We start from the raw sequence: 23,231 nt of genomic DNA on the forward strand, positions 1-23,231 counted from the left end.
GACACACGTCGCGGGGCCCCGGTCGCGTTGTCGGGGGATTCGCCGACAACGTGACCGGGAATCGGCGCAGGTTAACCGGTACCGGGGGTCCGCCTGCCCGATCTCTGAGGTCGGCGGACAACTATTTTTCGCATCTCACCGCATGCCCTCGAAGACTGTGCATGACGCAGTGTCACAGGTAGAAGCGTTTTTACTGGTCAGTAGGTTTCCCAACAGGGCTTTCGGCACGCCGAACGTGCGAAATCCGGCAAAGGATGGAGTTGACGTGACTCCCTGTAGGTGTAACCATTGGAAACAGTAAACGTCCCTAGAGGAGAGGCAGTGACGACGATGTCTGCGCCCACCACCCCTGACGTCGATCCTGTAGTCGCCGAGGCTCAGGCGTACGCCGAGAAGTTGCTGATGCTGTCCGAGGCATCGGTCGATCGCCACTTCGACCCGTTCGAGGACATCGACTGGGACGCCCCTGACTTCGATCCGAACTGCAAGCCCGAGCGTTGGGTCCTGGTGACCTCGGCCGACCCGATCGGTCGCCACCCCTGGTACCAGGCGCTGCCGTTGGAGCAGAAGATCGAGATCGGCAAGGTCCGCCAGGCCAATGTCGCCAAGGTCGGTCTGCAGTTCGAGGCCATTCTGATCGTCGGCATGATGCAGCACATCTTCAACCTGAAGAACAATGACCCGGAGTTCCGGTACTGCTCGCACGAGATGATCGAAGAGCACAACCACACTCTGATGTTCCAGGAGATGGTGAACCGCGTCGCCGACGTGCCGGGGATGAACCCGCTCGTGCGTTCGTTGCGTCACCTGGCCGCTCCGGCTGGTGCGTTCCTGCCGAACTTCTTCTTCATGGCGGTGCTCGCGGGCGAGGAGCCGATCGATCACATCCAGAAGGACATCCTGCGTTCGGGTGATGACATCCATCCGATCATGCGTGGGGTGATGGCGATCCATGTGGCCGAGGAAGCTCGCCACATCTCTTTCGCGCACGAGTTCTTGAAGAAGAACGTCCCGGCCCAGCCCGCGTTGAACAGGGCTGTGCTCTCGATCGCGATGCCGATCATCATGTTCGTGCTGGGTCGTGCGATCGCGACTCCGCCGAAGACCTTCTTCAAGCAGTTCGATATGCCTGCTGAGGTTCGCAAGGATTTGTTCTACGGTTCTGCCGAGGCCAAGCGGACTTTCGCTGACTATTACGTCGATGTGCGTGCGTTGGCTGAGGAGATCGGTTTGATGAACCCGATCTCGCGCCGGGTGTGGAAGCTGCTCGGGATCGACGGCCCGTCGAGTCGGTACCGTTCGGAGCCCAAGCGCTCCGCGAAGCACGCCGCCTGAGACGACAGTCCTATGCCATATGTTGTCACCCAGTCATGCTGTAGTGACGCTTCGTGCGTCTACGCGTGTCCGGTCAACTGCATTCATCCCACCCCGGATGAGCCGGATTTCCGCATCGCGGAGATGCTCTACGTCGATCCGGCGGCCTGCGTGGACTGCGGTGCCTGTGCCACCGCCTGTCCCGTTGATGCCATCACCTCGTCGAAGAAGCTGACCGACGAGCAGAAGCCCTTCATCGAGATCAACGCCGACTTCTACCGCGTGCAGCGGGACCGGCCGACGTTGGCCGCACCGGTGATGCCACCCGCGATCGACACGCAGCGGTCCCCGCTGCGCGTCGCCATCGTGGGTTCGGGCCCGTCGGCGATGTACGCCGCCGACGAGCTGCTCACCCAGCCCGGCGTCGCGGTCACGATGTTCGACCGCCTGCCACAGGCCTACGGTCTGGCCCGCCTCGGCGTCGCACCCGATCACCGGCACACGCGCAAGGTCGCCGATCTGTTCGACATCATGTCGAAGCAGGACGACTTCGGCACCTACCTCGACGTCGAGATCGGCAAGCACATCAGCCATGCCGAGCTGCTCGAGCACTTCCACGGCGTGATCTACGCCGTCGGCGCGTCCTCGGATCGCAAGCTGAACATCGCGGGCGAGGGTTTGGCGGGCAATGTCTCGGCCACCGACTTCGTCGCCTGGTACAACGGCCATCCCGACCACGCCGACGACACCTTCGACCTGAACCAGAAGCGGGTCGTCATCGTCGGCAACGGCAACGTCGCCCTCGACGTCGCCCGAATCCTGACCGTCGATCCGGCCCTGCTGACCGACACCGACATCGCGCCGTACGCGCTGAAGGCATTGCGCGAGAGCAAGATCGAAGAGGTCGTCATCCTCGGTCGTCGTGGTCCGGCCGAATCGGCGTTCACGGTGCCCGAGTTCGTCGGCCTGCTGGCCGCCGATATCGACATCGCGATCGAGGGCGAACTGCCCGAGGTCACGCCCGACCTGCCCTACAAGGTCGAGCAGAAGCTGCGCCTGCTGCACAGCGTCGCCGGTCGCCCGTTCGGTGACCGCAAACGCATCGTGTTCCGTTACCTGTCCTCGCCGGTGGAAATCGTCGGCACCGACACGGTGACCGGGGTGCGGGTCGAGCGCAATGACCTGGAAACCGACGCCGAAGGTCGCGTGATCGCCACCCCGACCGGCGATACCGCGCTGCTCGAGGCCGGTGTCGTGCTCACCTCGGTCGGTTACCGCGGGGTGCCGACCGCGGGTCTGCCGTTCGACGACGCTCGTGCGGTGATCCCGAACGACGCGGGCCGGGTACTCACCGCGCCCGGTGGCGAGGTCTTCCCCGGCACGTATGTGACCGGCTGGATCAAGCGTGGCCCGACCGGCTTCATCGGGACCAACAAGTCGTGTGCGCAGGAAACTGTGCAGCAGCTCGCCGATGACTTCAACAGCGGCAAGCTGCGTGCGCCCGCGCGCGATGCGTCCGAGTTCGACCGACTCGTGCGTGCTCGTCGCCCGCAGGCTGTCGCCCGCGGTGCCGCGGTGCAGCGGGAACGCTCGGTGAAGCGGCTGTTCGCTCGCAGTTGATCGGAAAACAGCCAAGGCCCGCAACGTCACTGGGAGACGTTGCGGGCCTTTGCCCTGTCAGCTCACGGATCTGTGCGAGCTGTTGTGGCCGACGCCTGAGGCTTGCTCACTGCGCGGTGAAGCCGCCGTCGGCGGCGATAGCCGCTCCGGTGACGAAGGATGCCTCGCTGCTGAGCAGGAACGCGCACACCGCGGCAATCTCGTCGGGCTGAGAGATCCGGCCTACCGGGTGCAGCGCCGCGATGGCCGCCTCACCCTCGGGAGTCGCTCCCATGGAGGCGCGGAAGGCCGGGGTGTCGACCGCGCCGGAGACCAGCGCGTTGACCCGAACGCCCGTCGCCGCCGTCTCCAGCGCCACCGACTTGGTCAGCCCGACGACGGCATGCTTGGCCGCCACATAGGGGGCGACCTGTGCCATTCCGACCACGCCGAGGTTGGAGGCGTTGTTCAGGATCGCGCCGCCGCCGGAGCCCGTGATGGCCGGGACCTGGTGGCGCAGACCGTAGAAGACGCCGTTGAGGTTGAGATCCATGTCGGCGCGCCAAGCGACGTCGTCGATCTCGGCGATCGGGCCGAAAGCGTTGACCGCGCCCGCGTTGTTGAAAGCCGCGTCGAGGCGGCCGTATTCGGTGATCGCGGCCTGGGTGAGCCGTTCGACATCGGCGTCGATCGTGACGTCGGTCGCGACGAACAGCGCCCGCCCGCCTGCCGCCCTGATCTGCTCGGCGACCTGCTCACCCTGATCCTTGCCGCGGGACCCGAGAACCACCGCGGCGCCCTCGGACGCGACCCGGAGCGCGACCGCCTTGCCGATACCGGAGCCCGCACCGGTGATGAGAACGACCTGGTCGGCGAATCGAGTGGACATGTGTAGTGCCTTCTTTCCGTGAGTGTTTCGGCGCTCGGAGTCGGTGTCTCTCCGCCCTTTCAGTCAACCGGTGGGCCCTCGGCCGTGCTGGCGGGATTCAGCCACCGCGTTGATGTGTCATCAAAATCGGGCCGACTTCGATGTGCGGGAATGTAATTGGCGGTCAGTGAAATCACGGCGGTAGTAAATGGATTGGTTACCAGTCGGTAAGTGTGTCTATTGGTCGGGATAACAAACTCTAAGAATGTATCAAATGGGCGGTGTGTCCGATTACTCGCAGGTAGCTGCCTCTCGGAGTCTGTGAATCGCCGACGGGGTGTTCAGGGGGGTGGATATTTAACGATCAACCATCTCACCTGCGCGAATAATCTTGTGGTGACTCATGATTGCGGCTTTCATATCAATCAGGCAGCAATTCGCGGACGTGCCAGTTAATCTAGGCGAGCTGTTTGGAAGACGACCGCGGCCACATGGTGCGCTCGCGTGCTGGACGTGGTCACGGTGCGTTGACGGGATAGCAAAAACATGACCAGAGGTCTGGGCTTGAGTATCGGTGTGGCCAATGCGATTTCGGCGGTAGTCGCCGACGATCCGGCCAAGCCGGCGGTGCGCACACGACGCACCGCACTGACATTCGACGACGCGGGCAGGCCCCGCATCGGCGCCATCAACGAGTTCGCCTCGGCGATCACGGATTTCGCGGACCTCACCCGCGAACCGGAGCCGATGGTGATTGGTGGTCGGTTCTATTCGGCGACCAACCTGATCGCCGCGGTGGTCACCGGACTGATCGAGCTGGCCGAAACACCGGCCGGGATCGTCCTGACCTATCCCGCGGTCTATTCCGACAAACAGGTCTCATTACTCGGCCAGGCCCTGCACCTCGCAGGCGCCGGTGAGGTCCTGCTCGTGCCCGAACCGGTCGCCGCCGCGGAATGGCTGGAGATCGATCGCGGACCACTGGAACCGGGCTTCGTGCTCGTCTACGACCTAGGCGCCACCAGCCTCGACCTCACCGTGCTGCGTGTCGGCCCCGACTGGCCGCATCACCCGATGGTCGGAAAACCTACGCGGTCCAGCGATTTCGGCGGCAAGCCGCTCGGTGAGATGGTCGCGCGGTACGCGGGCGAACCGGGGCAGGGCCGTGCTACCCAGACCCTCACCTCCATGGTGAACATCGACGCGCTGCGGGCCGAACACATCCGCGACACCTTCCCGCTGGTGAGCAAGAGTGTGGCCGCGGCGGGCCTGCGGCTGGCCGACCTGACCAGCATCCTCGTCGTCGGCGGTGCTTCGCGCCCACCCGAAGTCGCCCGCACCCTCGCCGAACTCGGCGTTCCGCTCGTCACCGTCGCCGATCCGGGCCAGGTGATCGCCTCGGGCGCGGCAGGTTTGGCGGCTCGCACCTTCGCGCCCGAGCAGCAGAGCGGCGGTACGGTGCCGCACGTCGCGGTGTTCTCCAGTGCGGCAGTTGTTTCCGCGCTCGCCATGTCGGCGATGACGGTGTTCGGCAGCCCCTTCGATCCCGGCCTGATGCCGGTCCTCGAACGCTTCCCTGTCCTCGGCGCCCCCGCTGACGCACTGCTCTACGACATGAGCGCCGACCTGCTCGCCGCGCGAACCGCGGGCCTGATCAGCGATGTCGACCCGTTCACCGGTCGTATCCGGGTCGCGGGCGCGGCCGCCGCGCGCAGCGCCTACGAGAACTTCATCGCCCCCGCGACGGCGCCCGGTGGCAGTGCACGTCCCGGTGGGCACACCGGTGGTGGTGCCGATCGCGGCGGCTCCGGACACCAGGACGTTCGCAACGACTGCAAGTCGCCGGTTCTCGCCCGCACCACCTACGGCGACCCGGCCCGCTTCATCAATCCCTTACCCTTCGGTCTACCTGCCGCCCAACCCCAGCACGCGCCGAACACCCCCGGCGCCCCTGAACTTCCCCCCGGTGGCCCGATCTCGGCTCCCGGTTCTGAAACGCCCGGCACCCCGACAGACCCGGGTGCCGGCACCCTTCCTGCCGCAGGTACCGCGCCCGCGCCGGGCACGGCCCCGACGGACGGCACGTCCGCGCCGAATACGGGCGGCATCTCCGTCGACGTCGGAGGATCTACCCCGACAGGTGGAACAGGCACTGGCGCAACTCCTTCCGATGGGGGCGCCGCGACCGGTGGCTCGGGCGGCTCCACTTCGGGTGGAACGCCGACCGGCGGCACCACGGACGGCGGGTCCACCGGAGGGTCGACCGGTGGTGGAATCTCAGGCGGCACAGACACTTCCGGCGGCGCCTCGGGTGGTGGCACGTCCAGCGGGGGCACCTCGACCGGCGGCAGTGGTGGCGGTGCGTCGGATGGTGGCACGTCCGGTGGCGGTGCGTCGGGTGGTGGCGCGTCGGGTGGTGGTGTGTCCGGCGGTGGCGCGTCCGGAGGTGGTGCGTCGGGTGGTGATGCGTCCGGTGGTGGAGCGGACGGCGGCGGCTCCGGTGGTGCTTCAGGTGGTTCGACCGGCGGTGGCACTTCGGGTGGCGGCGCCACCGGTGGTGGTGCGTCGGGTGGGGGAGCTTCCTCGGGCGGAGCATCCGGTGGAACCTCGTCGGGCGGCACATCGTCGGGAGGCGGCACGTCCTCGGGTGGATCGGACAGCGGCGGGTCAGGTGGCGGTGCGTCGTCAGGCGGTGCGTCGTCGGGCGGATCGGGCGGAGCATCTTCGGGCGGCTCCGGTGGTGGCGGCGGTGGTGGCGGCGGCGGTTCTCGCCGCTGACCGATCCGCGGCACGTCGCAATTCCGCTGGCACGCCGGAACAGGGTCGTGCACAGAGGTATTCGCGCATGGTTGCCAGCGGATGGAGCTCCTCGTTGCGGAGGACATCAGTGGTCGCGCAGTGCCGGTCCCAACCCCGACCGCGCCAGTAGCACGTAGCCCTCGATCGCACCCCCGAGTATTGCCGCGGCACGAACACCTTCTGACACAGATATGGGTAGTTCGGCGAGAGATGGTCGAGGGCGTGCAGCAGGCGGGTGGTGAAACGGCGGTGAGTGTCGGTGGGGGCGGGCACAATAGGGCGGTGGCTGTAGTCGGGGGAGCGCCGAAGCTGATCGCGCTCGATGTGGATGGGACCCTGCTGGCGACAGGGTTCGAAATCAGCACGCGAGTGGGCGCGGCGGTGCGGGCGGCGGTATCGGCGGGGGCGCATGTGGTGGTGACCACCGGGCGCACGCTGCTCGCCACGCGCCCGGTGCTGAGCGAGCTCGGGCTGTCGGAGGGGCATGCGCTGTGTTCCAACGGTGCGGTGCACATCGATGTGGCGCGGGGCGAGCCGGTCGCGGTCCAATCGTTCGACCCCGGCCCGGCGGTGCTGGCCCTGCGCACACTGTTCCCGGCGATGATCTTCGCCGCGGAACGGGTGGGCGTCGGCACCTGGGCGACCGGGCACGGGCCGGGGGAGTTCTCGATCGGCGACTTCCAGCTCGTAGACCACCGCACGTTGAGCAGCGTGCCGACGCCGCGCCTCAACGGCTGGTGGCCCGACGGCAGCCCTGATGAAATGCTGCGCCTGCTGCGCACATTCGATATTCCGGACGCCTCCTGGGTGCACGGCGAGTACGGTCCCTGGCTCACCGTTTCCCGCCGTGGCGTCTCCAAAGGCTGGGCGCTGGAACAACTCCGGCACCTGCTCGGCGTAGAGCACCACGAGACATTGGCCATCGGCGACGGCTACAACGACCGCGAGATGTTGCGCTGGGCAGCACATTCGGTGGCCATGGCCGGTTCACCCACCGATGTGCTGGCCCTGGCCGACGAAGTGACCGGCCGCGTCGACGAGGACGGTGTCGCCACCGTCCTCGAACGCTGGTTCGCCTGAGCACCAGATGGCGATCGCCGCCATCGGCCTTGTCGGCCGATCTGCTGAGCCCCTGAGGCTTCGGTTGCCGCCACCGGGTCTGACCCCGGTCGCGCCTGTGCGCCAGAGCTGCGGTCGTCGCAATCGGTGCCGACCTCGGGTCAGCCTGAGTGCCGCTGCCATCCGTCGTCGCCGAAACCTGCGTCGGCTTGCTCGGTCACGCCGATGCGGTCATCGCGACGTAGTGCGGGTTCGCCATGATTCCGAGGATATTGCCGAACGGATCCAGCACCGACGCGGTCACGAAACCCGCACCGTTGCCGCGTTCGGTGATCGGCTCGTACTCGGTGGCGCCCAATTCGAGCAAGCGGGCGAAGGTGGCCGCGAGATCGTCGACCTGCCAGAATACCAAGCCGCCTCCGCCGGGCGCGTTGCGCGCACCCGCCGGGGCGTACGCGCGGTTGATGATTCCCAGCTCGGCCTGCAACGGCCCGAGGCGGAACTCGTAGTACCCGCCCGGAACCTCGTAATACGGTGCGGTGCCGAGAAATTCGGTGTACCAGTCCTTGGCGGCGGTGAGATCGTCGGCGTAGTAGGTGGTGGTGGCCATTCCGCGCAGCATGTCTGCTCCATTCGATTGTCGCTTCGGTGTGTGAACATGACTCTGCCAGCCAAAGTGCTCACCGAATGAGCACTTTGTTCGGCAGAATTACCGAGTATGCGAGCGGACAGATTGGTAGCCACCCTGTTGTTGATGCAGGCGCGTGGGCGGGTGACCGCCGCCCAGGTCGCCGCCGAGCTGGAAGTGTCGGTGGCGACGGCCCGGCGTGACCTCGAGGCGTTGTCGGCCGCCGGCATCCCCGTCTACCCGCAATCGGGTCGCGGCGGCGGGTGGTCGCTGATCGGCGGCGCGCGCACAGACCTCTCCGGTCTCACGGCGGGGGAAACCAGGGCATTGTTCCTGCTCGCGGGCCCCGCCGCGCAGGCCGTCCCCGAGTTGAAATCCGCACTGCGCAAACTGGTTCGGGCACTTCCGCACACCTTCCGTGCCGATGCGGCCGCCGCGGCCGATGCCGTTGTCGTCGATCCGGCCCGCTGGGGGCGCCCGGATCCGCAGACACCGGCGATACTCGACACGGTGCAGCGCGCGGTGGTCGACCGCCGCCGCGTACGCATCGCTTATTTGCGCAAGGGCGAACGCACGGTCCGCACGATCGACCCGTGGGGCCTGGTCGAGAAGGAAACGGTCTGGTATCTCATCGGGGGCACCGAACGCGGGCAGCGGACCTTTCGTCTCGACCGCATCGTCGAGGTTGCCACTCTCGATGAAACAGCCGATCGGCCGGCGGATTTCGACTTGTCCGCGGAGTGGTCTCGAATCGTCGAGCAGATGGAGGACCGTCGCGCCGCCGTCGCCGCGACGGTCCTCGTCTCCGCGCAACTCGCCCCGATTCTGGCCGACCAGCAGGGCCGCAACTGCACCCTGCTCGGCCCCGCCGACGACGGCCGGGTGCGAGCGCAAATCACCGCCGACACCGCGAAAATGGTTGCCCGGCAACTGGCGGGCTGGGGTGCCGACGTAGAGGTCATCGGGCCCGCCGAGGTCAGATCCGAACTGGTAGCGCTCGGAATCGAACTGCTGCGAAACAACCAGTGAGGCCGCGCCGCCGGGACCGAGCCGTCAGCCGGTCCCGGGTTGGCTACGACCTGTCGATACGCGAGGCCAGCGACTTCACCACCTCGCTCGCCAGAACCGCCTGCCCACTGGTGGTGAAGTGGATGAGGTCCGCGCTCATCAACTCCGGCCGCGAGCGCAGCGGATGATTCCACAGTTCGGTCAATGCCGCGCCGAACTCGGCGGCTACCGCCCGCAACACCTCGTTGAGCGCGATCATCCGCGGCCGCATGGCGCGCATCGGCGCCATCCGCTCGACGGACCACACGTCGGCCATCGTGAAGATCGACAGCTGCGCCCCGGTGGCGGCCAGTGCGGTGAGGATGATCGACAGATTCTCGGACAGCCGATCGACATCGCCGCCCGCGGTGAACAGATCGTTCCCACCGCAGCTGAGGTGCACGAGATCCGGTGCGAAATCCAGGATTTCGGCCAGCTGCCGGTCGATGACCTGACCGCTCGTCGCGCCGATTCGACCCGTATTGCGATAGGCCAGTGTGGGATTGACCGCAGTGAGGTCGGCCGCGACCCGGTCGGCCCAGCCGGTCGGGGCGTATCCGGGACTCGGATCGCCGGTCCCCGCGGCGATGGAATCACCGAGCACCGCGAAACGCTGCCATGGTGCCCCCGCGAGCAGCGCGGCGGTCTGCTCCGGCGCGAGCACAAGCGGGTCATCGGCCTCAGCGGGGAATCGAACGGATAGTGGTGTGCTGGAAGACATATCGATCTCCGGTTTCAGTCGGTCGAACGGGTCGGCGATGGCAAGGCGAGCAGCAGGGCGACGGCGATGTTGATCACCGTGCAGACGGCGAACAGAAGGTGAAAGCCATGAAGCGGGTCGTCGGAGCTCGCCGAGAAGATCGCCGCCAGTACGGCGATACCCAGTGCTCCACCCACCTGACGGGCGGTCAGATTCATCCCGATGCCCGCCGCGAACTGTTGGGGTGGAACAGAATTCGCCGCCGCGGTGCCGAGCACGGTGACGACGATGCCGATCCCGCCACCGCCGAGTACTCCGGCCGGAATCCATGCCGTCCACAGCGCGGGTTCGGGCCCGAAGGCGTCGGTGCTCATCCAGGCGAGTGCGGCGGTGTACATCAGCGCGCCGAGCACTCCGACCCACCGCTGGCCGCGCGGTGTCGTGATCCGCCCGGTGACGACGGCGGTCACCATCGAGGCCACCGCACCGACCGTCAGCGCCGCCGCCGATTCGAGTACGGAGTAGCCCCAGATCGCGTTCAGGAACAGCGGCCCCGCCAGCAACCACGCGAACATCGAGGCGCCGAACAGGAACGAACCCACGTTCGCGAGCGCGAATTGTCGCTCACGCCAGAGCGATACAGCAACGGCGGGATTGGTCTGTCGACGTGAGCGAACCAGCGCGAACACTGTCAGCGCGAGACCGCCGAACAACGCGACGAGGGTGCCGGGCGCGGACCAGCCCCATGACTGCCCCTCGGTGACGGCCGCGACGATCGCACCGAGCCCGATCGCGACGGCGAGTGTGCCGAGCGGATCGGGCAGCGTCGAATCGCGCGAGGTCGTGCCACCACCGGGCAATCGCATTCCCGGCACGATCAATACCAGCGCGATCGGCACATTGATCAGGAAGACCGCACGCCAGCCGAACACCTCGACCAGCGCACCACCCAGCGCCGGGCCGACCACCGCCGCGAACCCACCGGCCGCCGACCACGCGCCGATCGCGGCGCCGATCTTTTCCCGCGGCGTGGCTGCCAAGACCAGCCCGAGTGCGGCGGGCACCATGAACGCCGCGGCGATGCCCTGCAGGACACGTCCGGCGATGAGCCAGTCCGCGCCCGGCGCGAGCCCGCACAGCAGGGAGGTGACGGCGAAGCCGGCCAGTGCCAGGACGAACAGTCGCCGACGGCCGAGTGCGTCGGCGATGCGGCCCGCCGGTGTCAGTAGTGCTGCGAACGCGATCGCGTAGCCGCTGACGATCCAGGTGAGCGTGCCGGTCGTGGTGCCGGGATAGCTCGCGGCGATCGTCGGGAACGCGATATTGACGACGGAGAGGTCGAGAAAAGCGATGAATGCCGCGCCCGCGGCCACCGCGAGGGTGCGGCCCGAGGCGTCGGGAGTCGCTGTGTTGAGCGGATCTTCGGGCCGAGCTGACACGTCGGTCATGCGGTATTCCTTCGGGAGGAGAAATAAGAACGTACGATCGTTCGTAAATAAAAGTACGACCGATCGTTCGCCTTTGCAACCCGGCGGTGGAACAATGAATGACATGACCCAGGTGACGGAACCGAGTGACCAACGATTGGCCAAGGGCGCCCGCGCCCGTGCCACCATCGCCCGTCGTGCCGCCGAACTCGCCTCCGTCGAAGGTCTCGACGGCCTCAGCATCGGCCGCCTCGCCACCGACCTCGGCATCAGTAAGAGCGGCATCGCCACGCTCTTCGGCACCAAGGAAGCCCTGCAACTCGCCGCAGTCCAGGCTGGTCGCGACGTCTTCGTCGAACGAGTCATCGCCCCCGGCCTGCGCACCCCCCGCGGGGGAGCCCGCGTTCGCGCGATGGTCGACGGCTGGTTCGCCCACATCGAAAACCCCCCGTTCCCCGGCGGCTGCTTCCGGGTGGCCACCCTCACTGAATTCAGCAGTAAGCCCGGCCACGTACGCGACGCCGTCGTCGCCGACCACAACGACTGGCTGTCATTCCTGGCCGACGAGGTCCGCAAGGCTCAGGCCATGGGCGAGCTCGTCGACGCCGACCCCGATCTCCTGGTCTTCGAACTCGACGCGATCGTGAGCGCCGCCAATATCGCTCACCAGACCGAAGATCCGGCCCGCGTCGCGGCGGCACGCACCATCGCGAACCGCTTGTTGTCGGGTGCTCCCAGCGGGACTTAATGTGTGGTGAGGGTGAAGGCCGCGGTGCGGACGACGTCGTTGTGTCGGAAGTCGAGGAACAGTCGGTAGGTGCCAGGGCCGGGAACCGCTGTGTGGAAGGCGATTTCGGGGCCCGAGGGGGTGATTCCGTCGCCGGGTTCGCCGTTGGGGTGGACGTGGATGTAGGCGAGGTCTCCTGCGCGCAGGATCACGAGGTGGCCGAATGCTGCCAGGTAGGGCTGCAGATCCGTCACCGGCTCGCCGTTCTTGCGCACGGTGAGCGTCAGCAGGTCACCCTCGGCACGCAACTCGCCGTCCACGGTGACCTCGTAGTCGTCGACCTCGGTGGCGCGGGCTGTCGCCGGAACTGGTTGCGGTGCATAGTGTCCCGTGATCGCCAGGTCGGCGCCGAGCGTGATCGTCCGGCCGAGTGACCGTGGTGCGATGTCGGTGAACACCCGGTATGCCCCGGCCTCGGGCAGATCCAGCTGGATCACCCACGTGCCGTCCGCTTCCCGCCGTGGGTGCACATGCCAGAACCCGGTCAACTCACGCCGCGCCACGATCAGATGCAGTTCGCGATCGTGAATCGCGTCGAACTCGGTCACGGCCGAGCCGTCCGGCCCGAGGATCCGAAACCGGAAGTCGATCCTGCCGGGCTGGGCAATCGTGGTGTCGAGGTCGAGGGTGTACCCGTCCTGCGTAATCCGCAGTCCTCCAGGTAAATCCGCATCGTGCCCGGTGTGCGCGGCATGGGCGTTGCCGTGCCCAGCGTGCGCACTTTCGGTGTGACCGACATGCTCTGCGTGTGTGCCGCCTCGCCTCTCGGCGTGGCCTGCGTGTGCCGTCTTGTCGGCGGTTGCGTCCCGCTCGGCTTCATCTGCGGCGTGCTGGGTGTGTCCGGTGTGGGCGTTGGTGGTCATCGTTTCGCCTCTCTCGGTTCGCTCTGCGTAGATACGAATATATACCCCCATGGGGTATGCAGTAAAGAGGGCTGACACATGAGCTGCGCCACTGAAGTGTCGCGTGTGTGTGTCGATCAACCTGCCGCGTCATGAGCTGCGCGGCTGGCGCCGCGTGACGGCATCAGGACGGGCCCTGCGGAAGAGGTCGCGCCGGAATCAGGCGGAGAGTTCGAGATCGGTGGCGACGGAGCTGTCGTATCGCGCCCAGACCACATCGACCAGCGCGGCGTGCGCCCCGATGACGTCGGCATGCACGACCTCGGGTGCGGCGGCGACCAGCCGATCGGTGAGCAGCCCCGGCGCCAGGAACCACGGTGCGACGACGATGCGTTCGGCTCCGCGCGTCCGCAGCCGATCCACCGCGCGTTCGATACCGGGTTCGACCGTCGCGAAACAGAGTTCGATGGGGCAGCCGGTCACCGCCGCCAGTCGCCGAGCCACGACGGCAGTCCGCCGATTGGCCGCGGCATCGCGCGAGCCGACAGCGGCGACGGCGATTCCCAGCAGCGGGTCGTCCAACGATCCGCGCGCGGGCGCCACGACGTTCAGGAGTGCGAGACCGGAAGGCAGCGGTGGAGCTGGGTGTAGCGCCGTCGCAACGCGGTCAGCGAGGGCCGAGATGAGCAGGGGGTCGGGGCCGAGAACCGCTGCTTGGGTGAGGCGCAGATGGGGATGGCGGCGGGTGGAGTCGACCAGTAGGGCGGGGAGGTCGACGCGGGCGTGGAAAGCGTTGCCCAGCAACAGCGGAACGATGATCACGTCGATGTGGCCGTGGGCGGCGAGGTCGTCGACCACTTCGTCGACCGAGGGGGCGCTCAGATCCAGAAAGGCGAGGCGGACACAGATGTCGGGCCGGGCTGCGGCTACTTCGGCGACGACGGCCGCCATGGTCGCGGCCGATCGCGGATCACGGCTGCCGTGGGCGACCGCGATCAATGCGGGGCCACTGCCACCGAGTGGGGCGACCGACAGCCTGTCGCCACCGCCGCGCGGCACCGAGACGGCACCACCCGGCGAAGTGATCGAGGCGGGCCCGCCTCCGTCGCGCGGCACCGAAACGGCGCCGCGCGACGGGGCGGGCAGGCGATACATCAGACCGCGGTACCGACCTCGACCGAGGTCAGCACGTCGCCGACCAGGCCGGCCGCGAGGGTGTTGCCACCGGCCGGATCGATCAGCAGGAACGAGCCGGTGTGCCGGTTGGTGCGGTAGTCGTCGGCCGGGATCGGCTCGGCCAGGCGCAGCGAGACGCGACCGATGTCGTTGAGCTCCAACGACTCCGGGCTCGGCTGAGCGGTCAGCGTCTGCTCGTCGAACCGCTCCACCAGCGCACCGACGATGGCCTGGGTGGTCTTGGCGCCGTGCTTGAGCAGCAGGCGGGCGCCGGGACGCAGGCCCTTGTCGCCGAGCCAGCACACGGTCGCGTCGAAGGTGTCGATCGACTCGGGCGCGTCGTGCACCGAGGCGATGATGTCGCCGCGCGAGATGTCGACCTCGTCGGCCAGGATCAGCGTCACGCTGCGCCCGACCTGCGCGACGGCCAGCTCACCGTCGGGGGTGTCGATGCGCTCAACGGTGGTCTTCTTGCCCGAGGGCAGCACCACGATCTCGTCACCGGGCGACACCGAACCGGCCGCGATCTGACCCGCGTAGCCCCGGTAATCGGGGTATTCGGCGGTGCGCGGACGGATCACGTACTGCACGGGGAAACGCAGACCCAGCGCGTGCGTGCCGGTCGAATCAGCGTCCACTGGAACGGATTCCAGGTGCTCGATCAGCGAGGGGCCGGTGTAGTACGGGGTGTTCTCCGAGCGGCTGGCGATGTTGTCGCCGTGCAGCGCCGAGACCGGGATCTCGATGACGTCGTCGGAGCTCCAGCCCAGCTTCGAGGTGAGCTCGTTGAACTCGGCGGAGATCTCGGCGAACACCTCGGCCGGGTTGTCGACGAGGTCGATCTTGTTCACCGCGAGCACCAGACGCGGCACACCGAGCAGCGCCAGCACGGCCGCATGGCGACGGGTCTGCTCGATGACACCCTTGCGCGCGTCGGTCAGCAGGATCACCAGCTGCGCGGTGGACGCGCCCGACACCGTGTTGCGCGTGTACTGCACGTGGCCCGGCGTATCGGCGAGCACGAAAGACCGCTTTGGCGTGGCGAAGTAGCGGTACGCCACGTCGATGGTGATGCCCTGCTCGCGTTCGGCGCGCAGGCCGTCGACGAGCAGCGACAGGTCCGGCGTCGACAGCCCGCGGTCGACCGAGGCGCGGGTGACGGCGTCGATCTGATCGGCCAGCACGGACTTGGTGTCGTAGAGCAGCCGTCCGACCAGTGTTGACTTGCCGTCGTCGACAGAACCGGCGGTGGCCAGCCTCAATAGGTCGGACATCAGAAATAACCCTCTCGCTTGCGGTCTTCCATGGCGGCTTCGGACACACGGTCGTCGCCGCGAGTGGCGCCACGCTCGGTCAGTCGTGACGCCGCGACCTCGGCCAGGATGGCCTGGTTGTCGGCGGCGTCGGAGATGATGGCGCCGGTGGTGGAACCGTCGCCGACGGTGCGGTAGCGCACCGAACGGGTTTCCAGAACCTCGTTCTCGTTCGGGCCGCCCCACACGCCGGGCGTCATCCACATGCCGTCACGGGAGTACACCGGGCGCTCGTGCGCGTAGTAGATCGACGCCAGGTCGATGTCCTCGCGGGCGATGTAGCGCCAGATGTCGAGCTCGGTCCAGTTGCTCAGCGGGAACACCCGCACATGCTCACCCGGCGCGTGCTTGCCGTTGTAGAGGTTCCACAGTTCGGGACGCTGACGCTTCGGATCCCACTGGCCGAAGGCGTTGCGCAGCGAGAAGATTCGCTCCTTGGCCCGTGAACGCTCCTCGTCGCGACGGCCGCCGCCGAAGACCGCGTCGAAGCGGTGCTCGGTGATGGCGTCGAGCAGCGGTACGGTCTGCAACGGGTTGCGGATGCCGTCGGGGCGCTCGGTCAGGCGGCCGTCGGCCAGGTACTCCTCGACCGAGGCGACGTGCAGGCGAAGGCCGTAGCGCTCGACCACCTTGTCACGGAACTCGAGCACCTCGTCGAGGTTGTGCCCGGTGTCGACGTGCAGCAGCGTGAACGGCAGCGGCGCGGGCCAGAAGGCCTTGAGCGCCAGGTGCAGCAGGACGGTGGAGTCCTTGCCGCCGGAGAACAGGATCACGGGGCGCTCGAATTCGCCCGCGACCTCACGGAAGATGTGGATCGCCTCGGATTCCAGCGCCGCGAGGGTGTCGAACTCGGTCAGCCCGAGGTCGCGTTCGGTGGTGTTGGTACTCACAGGCTCACTCCCAGTGGTGGTGATGGTCATGCTTGGTGCAATCCGCATTCGGTCTTGGCGATACCGGCCCAACGGCCACTGCGCGGATCGGTCCCCGGCTCGGGCTTGCGCGTGCACGGTGCGCAGCCGATCGACGGGTAACCCTCCTCCACCAGGGGATTGACGAGGATGCCGTTGGCCTCGATGTAGGCCTGCATCTCGTCGTCGGACCACGGTGCGATCGGGTTGATCTTCACCAGGCCGAAGGCTTCGTCGAACGAGATCAGCGGCGCGTTGGCGCGGGTGGGCGCCTCGACGCGGCGGATACCGGTGATCCACGCGTTGTAGCCGCTCAGCGACTTCTTCAGCGGGACCACCTTGCGCAACCGGCAGCATTCGGCGGCGTCACGGGCGAACAGATCCTTGCCGAGCAATTGGTCCTGCTCAGCGACACTTGCCTCGGGGCGCACATTGACCACGTTCACGCCGTACACGGCCTCGACCGCGTCACGGGTGCCGATGGTCTCGGCGAAGTGGTAGCCGGTGTCGAGGAACAGCACATCCACGCCGGGGCGGGTCTGCGCGGCCAAGTGCACCAGGACGCCGTCCTGCATGTTCGAGGCGACGATGTAATTGTTGCCGAACACCTTGTCGGTCCAGGCGATCAGGTCGGCGGGCGAGGCATCGGGGCCCAGCTCGGCCGCGCCCTGCTCGGCGAGCGCACGCAGTTCGGATTCGGACAGTTTCGCCGCGAGATTCGTTGTCACAGTGGGGATCTCCTCATCGACTATCGGAGGTCGGCTTCATCGGCGCGAACAGCCCACACCGCGAAACGCTCACCGGATTCCCGGTTCTTGACGAAATTGCGCACGACGCGCTCGATGTAGTCACCGAGTTCGACACTGGTCACCTTGTGCTGGCGCAACTTCCGGCCGAACGCGCTGTCCAGGCCGAGGCTGCCACCGAGATGAACCTGGAAACCCTCCACCTGATTCCCGGTGCCGTCGTCGACGAGCTGACCCTTGAAGCCGATGTCGGCGATCTGGGACCGGCCGCACGAGTTCGGGCAGCCGTTGATGTTGATGGTGATCGGCACGTCGAGTTCGGCATTGATATCGGCGAGGCGCTGCTCGAGTTCGGGCGCGAGCACCTGCGAACGCTTGCGGGTCTCGACGAAGGAGAGCTTGCAGAACTCGATACCGCTGCACGCCAGCAGGTTTCGACGCCAGACCGACGGGCGGGCCTGCAGCCCGAGCGGTTCGAGCTCGTCGATCAGCGCGTCGACCTGGTCGTCGGCGATGTCGAGGACGATCAGCTTCTGGTACGGGGTGAAGCGGATGCGGTCGGAGCCGTACTTCTCTGCGGCGTCGGCGACCTTGCTCAGGATGGTGCCCGACACGCGACCGGCGATCGGGGAGAAGCCGACGGAGTTCAGACCGTTGCGCAGCTTCTGCACGCCGACGTGATCGATCGGCTTGGCGGGCTGCTCGGGCGCGGGGCCGTCGATCAGCTTGCGCTTCAGGTATTCGGTCTCGAGCACCTCGCGGAACTTCTCGATGCCCCAGTCCTTGATCAGGAACTTCAGGCGCGCCTTGGTGCGCAGGCGGCGGTAGCCGTAGTCGCGGTAGAGCGCGACGACCGCCTCCCACACATCGGGCACCTCGTCGAGCGGCACGAACGCACCGACGCGCTGAGCCAGCATCGGGTTGGTCGACAGACCGCCACCGACCCACAGGTCCAGACCGGGACCGTGCTCGGGATGGTTCACGCCGACGAAGGCGATGTCGTTGATCTCGTGCACCACGTCCTGTTGGCCCGAGATCGCGGTCTTGAACTTGCGGGGAAGGTTGGAGTACTCCTTCTTCCCGATGTAGCGCTTGACGATCTCGTCGATCGCCGGAGTCGGGTCGATGATCTCGTCGAGCGACTCACCGGCCAGCGGCGAACCGAGGATCACGCGCGGGCAATCGCCGCACGCCTCGGTGGTGTGCAGGCCGACCGACTCGAGGCGCCGCCAGATCTCCGGGACGTTCTCGACCTCGATCCAGTGGTACTGGACATTCTCGCGGTCGGACAGGTCGGCGGTATCGCGGCCGAACTCGGTGGAGATGCCACCGATGGTGCGCAGCTGCGCGGCACTGAGCGCACCGGCGTCGCAGCGCACCCGCATCATGAAGTACTTGGCTTCGAGCAGGTCGATGTTGTCGTCATCGGTGAACGTGCCGTCGTAGCCCTCTTCACGCTGGGTGTAGAGACCCCACCAGCGGAAACGGCCACGCAGGTCGGCCTTGTCGATCGAGTCGAAGCCGCCCTTGGCGTAGATGTTCTCGATGCGCGCGCGCACGTTGAGCGGGTTGTCGTCCTTCTTGGACTGCTCGTTCGGGTTCAGCGGCTCGCGATAGCCGAGGGCCCACTGGCCTTCGGAACGGCGACGGACCGGCTTGCCGGTGCGTGCGCGTGGCGCGACCGGGGCATCGCTGCTCGGCCGGACGGGGCGCTTGGCTGCTGCACGCTCGGTGCCTGCCTGCTCGGTCGAACCGGCGTCGGTGCTCGACGTCATGTGGGGTCGCTCCTGCGGGGGTGATGGGGAATCCGTGCTGAAGGCGCGAGGGGCTGGCTCGCGTCAGGGGAGTCAGCGGGCCGATGAAGTCGAAGGCACCGGGGGATACCCGGGCATGGACGCCGCTGCGCTACCGGTGGAAACCGGGCCGACAACAGGCGCTACAGACACGCTGGAAGTCGACGTGGCGACGGGCCACGAGTCGTACTCCAGTTGCGTGCATCTGCCTATTGTGCCACGTCAGCCCGGTCGTTCCGACCGCAAGGAGATATTTCCCGCACTTTTGGGGGAAATTCCCTGGACGGTCGTCCTGTTCTGTGACGGGGGTCATAGCGCACCGCCCGGAAGCGACCTGTGATACGCCCGCGCCGGCGCGTGTGCGGTGGCACACAGCTCGGTTGACCTGGAGCGCGCTCGAGGTTGCACAGTAGTGGCATGAGCAACGACGCCACTGTCACCGGTCAGACCCCCGCCGATCTCGATACCGAACTCGCCGCCATCCGCGCGGTCGTCGACACCATCGCGCACGCGCAGGCCAACGAGCTGGCCGAGGAATTCGTCGGCGTCTTCCGGGAAGACGCGATCTGGACCACCGGCCACGGCAAGCGACTGTTCGGTCGCCCGGCCATCGCCGAGTTCACGGCGCAGGTGCTGCCCGGTGCCACGACGCACGGCACCGCGACCTACGAGGTCGAGTACGTGCTGTTCCTGCGACCCGATGTCGCCGCCGTGAAGATTCACCAGAGCTACTTCACCCTCGACGGCGAGCTGTCCGGTCGGGGCACGCCGATGTACGTGATGACCAAGGAAGCGGGCACCTGGGTGCTCACCGCCAACCAGAACACTCCCGTCGGGACGGACTGACGCGTCGACAATGCGGCGCAGGCGCCCTGCCGGGGATTGCCGCCGGTCGTGCACCGGTGCCCGCCCGCCTGTCCCCGTGCGGGGCGGGCGCGATGGCGGGCAGGGGCCGGGCGGGGCGCTGTGCCAGGGCCCGGCAGACTGGAGGGGTGACTACCAGCGCTGCTTCCGGGGCTCCCGGCGTGACACCGGCCGATGCCGATCGGCCGGTGCTGCGCGATTTCGGGGGCGGCGCGTTCGGGGTGTACGTGCACGTGCCGTTCTGTGCCACGCGCTGCGGGTACTGCGACTTCAACACCTATACGGCGGGGGAGTTGGGGACTTCCGCCTCGCCCCAGTCGTGGCTCGAGGCGTTGCGCGGCGAGCTCGCGACCGCCGCGACCGAGTTCGACGCCCTGCCGAGCGCGACCCCCGAGGTATCGACGATCTTCGTCGGCGGCGGGACGCCGTCGTTGCTCGGCGGTGATGGGCTGGCCTCGGTTCTCGACGCGGTGCGGGCGAACTTCACCCTGGCCGCCGATGCCGAGGTGACCACCGAATCCAACCCGGAGTCCACCTCGCCCGAGTTCTTCGAGCGGTTGCGCGCGGCCGGCTACACGCGGATCTCGCTCGGCATGCAGTCCGCCGCCCAGCATGTGCTGAAGGTGCTCGACCGCATGCATACTCCGGGTCGCGCGGTCGCCGCGGCGAAGGAAGCGCGCGTCGCCGGGTTCGATCACGTCAACCTCGATCTGATCTACGGCACACCCGGCGAGACCGATGCCGATCTCGATCTCAGTCTGGACGCGGTGCTGGCCGCCGGTGTCGATCATGTCTCCGCCTACTCCCTGATCGTCGAGGACGGAACCGCGCTGGCACGCAAGGTCCGCCGTGGTGAACTGCCCGCACCCGACGACGATGTTCTCGCCGCCCGCTACGAACGCATCGATGCCCGCCTCGCCGCCGCTGGCCTGACCTGGTACGAGGTATCCAATTGGGCCGCGAACGACTCCGCCCGTTGTCGGCACAACCTCGGCTACTGGGACGGTGGTGACTGGCTCGGCGCAGGCCCCGGCGCCCACAGCCATGTCGGCGGCGTTCGCTGGTGGAACGTCAAACATCCCGCTCGCTACGCCGACCGCGTCGCCCTCGGGGGTCTCCCTGTCGCAGGCTGGGAGGCGCTCACCGACGAAGAGCGCTACACCGAACACCTCATGCTCACCGTCCGTCTCCGTACTGGCCTGCCACTCGCTGATCTAGCCCCCTCGGCAAGTTCAGCCCTCGACCGCATCCTGGCCGACGGCCTCGCCCGGATCTCCGACAACTGCCTCGTTCTCACCGACCGCGGGCGTCTGCTCGCCGACGGCATTGTGCGCGACCTCCTCGACTGAACGACCGACTAGGGAAGTACACGGGTCGAGGAGAAACGCGCGGGTGGTGATGTCATCGTGATCTGAATTTCGAGATTTTCTTCGGCTTGGGATCGGTACCAAAGATTGCCCGGTCATCGTGGTGTATTCGAGCAATGCACACCTGGTGGAAGGCCCGGAACATTGGGGTCCTCTAAGGGTTTGTTCGGTGGGTTCAGGGTGGAAGATAACGATTAGGGGCGTAGGCTTCGGCTCGATCCTAGGGAGTTATATGTCCACCGAACGGCACATCACCCTCGTCCACGAGCAGAGCGAATTCGCCGAAGCGCGCTCCGCCGAGAAGGCGGAGACCGCTCGTCAGTGCGCGGTCGCCGCGCGAACGGTCGCCTCGCACTCGAACGACGCTGACGACTGCACATCGCTGTTGGCGATGCTCGGTCTCGACGCCCTCGCGGGCAAGGAAGTCGGCGCCCCCGACTCCGCCGCCCGCTGCGGCGCGGCTGCCCGAGTCTGATCCGGCACCGGCCACCCCGACGCGGGTGGCCACTGCCGGTGCTCGCGAAACTCGCTGACATCGCAGTCAGCCCCGAGTGGCCGATGAGGGCTGATCGGCGGGCACGAGTTCGTCTCCACCGATCACCCCACCGGTAATCGCCGGTCGTGGCTTGCCGAGCAGTTCCGCGGTATTCGCCGACGTGATCAAGTACGCAGGTAGCCCGTGCGCCGCCCCCTCGGCTGGTGCGGGCGCGGCCTGCGGCGCCCCGGCGCAGTGGAAGTAGCGATCGACAGACCGGCTTGCCGTGTGCCCCGCTGGTGGATCGGCGCTGATAACAGAGCCCGCCGCGCCGGGAACACTGTGCCCGACCCCTGGCCGCTGTACGTCATGCTGACCCGTCGGCTGATAGCGCGGTCCACCACCCGGCCCCGAAATACCCGCGCCGCCCGGCGCCGCCATCGCGCCGACAGCACCCGTCGGGGCTGAGGACGTCTGCGCGCCGCCCGGTTGCCCCACTCCGTTCGCCATGACGCGATCCGGCTCCGCCGACGCAGGCGCGGTACCGCCACCACGTGGACCTGCGCCATCGGCATCACCGCCGTCGAAGTCCGGTGCCGTCGCATCGCCCGCGAGGGCCGTGGCACCGCCGTCGTATTCCGCCGTCCCGTCGGCCGGTTCGGGCGCACCGCCGTCGTATTCCGTCGGCCCGTCGCCGAATGCGCCACCGCCGGCGGGCAGATCTTCAGCGCCGTCACTGCCGAGCCCTGCCGACTCCGCATCGCCGGCCGATCGGGCGCGGGGGGAGACTTCCCCGACGGCGGCGGATCCGTTCTGCCCGCCCTCAGCGGATACGCCCGCGCCGACCGCTGACCGGCTACGCCGCTCGTCGGGCAGCCATCCGACGCCGTCGACCAGCAACCGCTGATCACCCGGCTCGCCCACCGCACCAGAACGCCGAGTCGGCATGGGCAGCAACGGAATACGGTAGACCAGCTCGCCGAACGGCACGACATACCGCTGTCGCATCTCCGCCCGCGCGTGCTCCTCCGCTGCCGCCACACCAGCCGAACCCGCGTCTTGCACCGTGCCGCTCACCGGCCACGCCGAATCCGAGCCGTACCCCATCGCCGCAACCGCACCGCCCGCCCGCGTCGACGCACCCACCTCGACGACCAGTGGCGGAATCGCATTTTTGGTCGCCACGATCGCCTCGGCCGCCGCCCGAACGACATCCGGCAACGTCGCCAGTGCCACACTGAGATCGCGCGCTTGCGCCACATAAGCGTCGACCGTGGCACTCGCCGCCGTGGCGCCCACACTCGACCAAGCCTGCGCAAGTGACTCGCGCACCGCGTACTGAAAAGCACACAGACCTTCGTCCCACCACCGCGCGATCCGTTCGAACACCTCAGCCTGGGCCATGGCGTCGGTCACCTCGAGCGGCTCGAATGCCGCGAGGATCTCCCCGTGTCGCCACGAATGCGTGTTCTCCCCGCCGCCGGGAACACCCCACTGCGGGGAACTCACGGAAAGACCT

The 23,231-nt window shown here is 67.5% G+C and carries 20 protein-coding genes; 9 read left to right on the forward strand and 11 right to left on the reverse strand.

The genetic code is table 11. The features are described 5' to 3' along the window. The first annotated feature begins 330 nt into the window (after positions 1-330). Positions 331-1,335, forward strand: a complete 1,005-nt coding sequence (locus ACLJPD_RS23995) for an AurF N-oxygenase family protein (protein WP_410875426.1) — start codon at positions 331-333, stop codon at positions 1,333-1,335. A 12-nt stretch (positions 1,336-1,347) separates the two neighbouring features. Continuing rightward, the gene (locus ACLJPD_RS24000; protein WP_410875032.1) at positions 1,348-2,934 is read left to right on the forward strand and encodes an FAD-dependent oxidoreductase; all 1,587 of its coding nucleotides are present in this window, start codon (positions 1,348-1,350) and stop codon (positions 2,932-2,934) included. 106 nt (positions 2,935-3,040) lie between these two features. Here ACLJPD_RS24000 and ACLJPD_RS24005 read toward each other — a convergent pair whose 3' ends face one another. Continuing rightward, positions 3,041-3,802, reverse strand: a complete 762-nt coding sequence (locus ACLJPD_RS24005) for a glucose 1-dehydrogenase (RefSeq protein WP_410875033.1) — start codon at positions 3,800-3,802, stop codon at positions 3,041-3,043. A gap of 525 nt (positions 3,803-4,327) precedes the next feature. Between ACLJPD_RS24005 and ACLJPD_RS24010 the strand changes: the two genes are divergently transcribed. Then, positions 4,328-6,559, forward strand: coding sequence for an Hsp70 family protein (locus tag ACLJPD_RS24010; protein WP_410875034.1), 2,232 nt, complete (start codon positions 4,328-4,330; stop codon positions 6,557-6,559). Between the two features lie 303 nt (positions 6,560-6,862). Beyond that, the gene (locus tag ACLJPD_RS24015) at positions 6,863-7,660 is read left to right on the forward strand and encodes an HAD family hydrolase (RefSeq protein WP_410875035.1); all 798 of its coding nucleotides are present in this window, start codon (positions 6,863-6,865) and stop codon (positions 7,658-7,660) included. Positions 7,661-7,856: 196 nt separating this feature from the next. Here the strand turns inward: ACLJPD_RS24015 and ACLJPD_RS24020 are convergent, their stop codons facing one another. After that, a complete protein-coding gene (locus ACLJPD_RS24020; RefSeq protein ID WP_410875036.1) occupies positions 7,857-8,261 on the reverse strand; it encodes a VOC family protein in 405 nt (134 codons plus the stop codon). A 96-nt stretch (positions 8,262-8,357) separates the two neighbouring features. Here ACLJPD_RS24020 and ACLJPD_RS24025 point away from each other — a divergent pair, with 96 nt between their 5' ends. Beyond that, a complete protein-coding gene (locus tag ACLJPD_RS24025) occupies positions 8,358-9,296 on the forward strand; it encodes a helix-turn-helix transcriptional regulator (RefSeq protein WP_410875037.1) in 939 nt (312 codons plus the stop codon). A 43-nt stretch (positions 9,297-9,339) separates the two neighbouring features. Here ACLJPD_RS24025 and ACLJPD_RS24030 read toward each other — a convergent pair whose 3' ends face one another. Beyond that, the gene (locus tag ACLJPD_RS24030; RefSeq protein ID WP_410875038.1) at positions 9,340-10,035 is read right to left on the reverse strand and encodes an SGNH/GDSL hydrolase family protein; all 696 of its coding nucleotides are present in this window, start codon (positions 10,033-10,035) and stop codon (positions 9,340-9,342) included. 14 nt (positions 10,036-10,049) lie between these two features. Then, positions 10,050-11,462, reverse strand: coding sequence for an MFS transporter (locus ACLJPD_RS24035; RefSeq protein ID WP_410875039.1), 1,413 nt, complete (start codon positions 11,460-11,462; stop codon positions 10,050-10,052). Positions 11,463-11,565: 103 nt separating this feature from the next. Between ACLJPD_RS24035 and ACLJPD_RS24040 the strand changes: the two genes are divergently transcribed. Further along, positions 11,566-12,189, forward strand: coding sequence for a TetR/AcrR family transcriptional regulator (locus ACLJPD_RS24040; RefSeq protein WP_410875040.1), 624 nt, complete (start codon positions 11,566-11,568; stop codon positions 12,187-12,189). Here ACLJPD_RS24040 and ACLJPD_RS24045 read toward each other — a convergent pair. The 6 genes from ACLJPD_RS24045 to ACLJPD_RS24070 form a co-directional block, all read right to left on the reverse strand. After that, entirely contained in the window at positions 12,186-13,091 is a 906-nt protein-coding gene (locus tag ACLJPD_RS24045; RefSeq protein WP_410875041.1) for a hypothetical protein, read from the reverse strand. The two genes, ACLJPD_RS24040 and ACLJPD_RS24045, sit on opposite strands and share 4 nt — an antisense overlap. A 198-nt stretch (positions 13,092-13,289) precedes the next feature. Beyond that, positions 13,290-14,225 (reverse strand): sirohydrochlorin chelatase, encoded by a 936-nt coding sequence (locus tag ACLJPD_RS24050; RefSeq protein WP_410875042.1) that lies wholly within the window; start codon positions 14,223-14,225, stop codon positions 13,290-13,292. After that, positions 14,225-15,520 (reverse strand): sulfate adenylyltransferase subunit 1, encoded by a 1,296-nt coding sequence (locus ACLJPD_RS24055; protein WP_410875043.1) that lies wholly within the window; start codon positions 15,518-15,520, stop codon positions 14,225-14,227. Before ACLJPD_RS24055 ends, ACLJPD_RS24050 begins: the two co-directional genes overlap by 1 nt. Beyond that, positions 15,520-16,497, reverse strand: a complete 978-nt coding sequence (gene cysD / locus ACLJPD_RS24060; protein WP_410875044.1) for a sulfate adenylyltransferase subunit CysD — start codon at positions 16,495-16,497, stop codon at positions 15,520-15,522. The genes ACLJPD_RS24055 and cysD overlap by 1 nt, the downstream gene beginning before the upstream one ends. Continuing rightward, the gene (locus tag ACLJPD_RS24065; protein ID WP_410875045.1) at positions 16,476-17,195 is read right to left on the reverse strand and encodes a phosphoadenylyl-sulfate reductase; all 720 of its coding nucleotides are present in this window, start codon (positions 17,193-17,195) and stop codon (positions 16,476-16,478) included. Before ACLJPD_RS24065 ends, cysD begins: the two co-directional genes overlap by 22 nt. Before the next feature lie 20 nt (positions 17,196-17,215). Further along, positions 17,216-18,988, reverse strand: a complete 1,773-nt coding sequence (locus tag ACLJPD_RS24070) for a nitrite/sulfite reductase (protein WP_410875046.1) — start codon at positions 18,986-18,988, stop codon at positions 17,216-17,218. A gap of 435 nt (positions 18,989-19,423) precedes the next feature. On the opposite strand from ACLJPD_RS24070, the gene ACLJPD_RS24075 reads away from it, so the two are divergent. The 3 genes from ACLJPD_RS24075 to ACLJPD_RS24085 all read left to right on the forward strand — a co-directional run bounded on the left by ACLJPD_RS24075 (position 19,424) and on the right by ACLJPD_RS24085 (position 21,712). Next, the gene (locus ACLJPD_RS24075) at positions 19,424-19,852 is read left to right on the forward strand and encodes an SgcJ/EcaC family oxidoreductase (protein WP_410875047.1); all 429 of its coding nucleotides are present in this window, start codon (positions 19,424-19,426) and stop codon (positions 19,850-19,852) included. 92 nt (positions 19,853-19,944) lie between these two features. After that, on the forward strand, positions 19,945-21,219 hold the full coding sequence (hemW, locus tag ACLJPD_RS24080) for a radical SAM family heme chaperone HemW (RefSeq protein ID WP_410875048.1): 1,275 nt from the start codon (positions 19,945-19,947) through the stop codon (positions 21,217-21,219). Positions 21,220-21,469: 250 nt separating this feature from the next. Then, positions 21,470-21,712, forward strand: a complete 243-nt coding sequence (locus ACLJPD_RS24085) for a hypothetical protein (RefSeq protein WP_410875049.1) — start codon at positions 21,470-21,472, stop codon at positions 21,710-21,712. Positions 21,713-21,778: 66 nt separating this feature from the next. On the opposite strand, the gene ACLJPD_RS24090 is transcribed toward ACLJPD_RS24085, so the two are convergent. Beyond that, positions 21,779-23,221, reverse strand: coding sequence for a hypothetical protein (locus ACLJPD_RS24090; RefSeq protein WP_410875050.1), 1,443 nt, complete (start codon positions 23,219-23,221; stop codon positions 21,779-21,781). Positions 23,222-23,231: the final 10 nt, after the last annotated feature.

Origin of the sequence: Nocardia sp. A7 (assembly GCF_046549215.1) — a bacterium.
Taxonomy (GTDB): domain Bacteria; phylum Actinomycetota; class Actinomycetes; order Mycobacteriales; family Mycobacteriaceae; genus Nocardia.

Bases quoted from the DNA above. Each gene is read 5' to 3' on its own strand.
- ACLJPD_RS24035 (WP_410875039.1), bottom strand. From the start codon at position 11,462: ATGACCGACGTGTCAGCTCGGCCCGAAGATCCGCTCAACACAGCGACT.
- ACLJPD_RS24025 (WP_410875037.1), top strand. From the start codon at position 8,358: ATGCGAGCGGACAGATTGGTAGCCACCCTGTTGTTGATGCAGGCGCGT.
- cysD (WP_410875044.1), bottom strand. From the start codon at position 16,497: ATGCGGATTGCACCAAGCATGACCATCACCACCACTGGGAGTGAGCCT.
- hemW (WP_410875048.1), top strand. From the start codon at position 19,945: ATGGCGGGCAGGGGCCGGGCGGGGCGCTGTGCCAGGGCCCGGCAGACT.
- ACLJPD_RS24050 (WP_410875042.1), bottom strand. From the start codon at position 14,225: ATGTATCGCCTGCCCGCCCCGTCGCGCGGCGCCGTTTCGGTGCCGCGC.
- ACLJPD_RS24045 (WP_410875041.1), bottom strand. From the start codon at position 13,091: ATGACCACCAACGCCCACACCGGACACACCCAGCACGCCGCAGATGAA.
- ACLJPD_RS24085 (WP_410875049.1), top strand. From the start codon at position 21,470: ATGTCCACCGAACGGCACATCACCCTCGTCCACGAGCAGAGCGAATTC.
- ACLJPD_RS24005 (WP_410875033.1), bottom strand. From the start codon at position 3,802: ATGTCCACTCGATTCGCCGACCAGGTCGTTCTCATCACCGGTGCGGGC.
- ACLJPD_RS24075 (WP_410875047.1), top strand. From the start codon at position 19,424: ATGAGCAACGACGCCACTGTCACCGGTCAGACCCCCGCCGATCTCGAT.
- ACLJPD_RS24000 (WP_410875032.1), top strand. From the start codon at position 1,348: ATGCCATATGTTGTCACCCAGTCATGCTGTAGTGACGCTTCGTGCGTC.
- ACLJPD_RS24020 (WP_410875036.1), bottom strand. From the start codon at position 8,261: ATGCTGCGCGGAATGGCCACCACCACCTACTACGCCGACGATCTCACC.
- ACLJPD_RS24070 (WP_410875046.1), bottom strand. From the start codon at position 18,988: ATGACGTCGAGCACCGACGCCGGTTCGACCGAGCAGGCAGGCACCGAG.
- ACLJPD_RS24010 (WP_410875034.1), top strand. From the start codon at position 4,328: ATGACCAGAGGTCTGGGCTTGAGTATCGGTGTGGCCAATGCGATTTCG.
- ACLJPD_RS24030 (WP_410875038.1), bottom strand. From the start codon at position 10,035: ATGTCTTCCAGCACACCACTATCCGTTCGATTCCCCGCTGAGGCCGAT.
- ACLJPD_RS24040 (WP_410875040.1), top strand. From the start codon at position 11,566: ATGACCCAGGTGACGGAACCGAGTGACCAACGATTGGCCAAGGGCGCC.
- ACLJPD_RS23995 (WP_410875426.1), top strand. From the start codon at position 331: ATGTCTGCGCCCACCACCCCTGACGTCGATCCTGTAGTCGCCGAGGCT.
- ACLJPD_RS24055 (WP_410875043.1), bottom strand. From the start codon at position 15,520: ATGTCCGACCTATTGAGGCTGGCCACCGCCGGTTCTGTCGACGACGGC.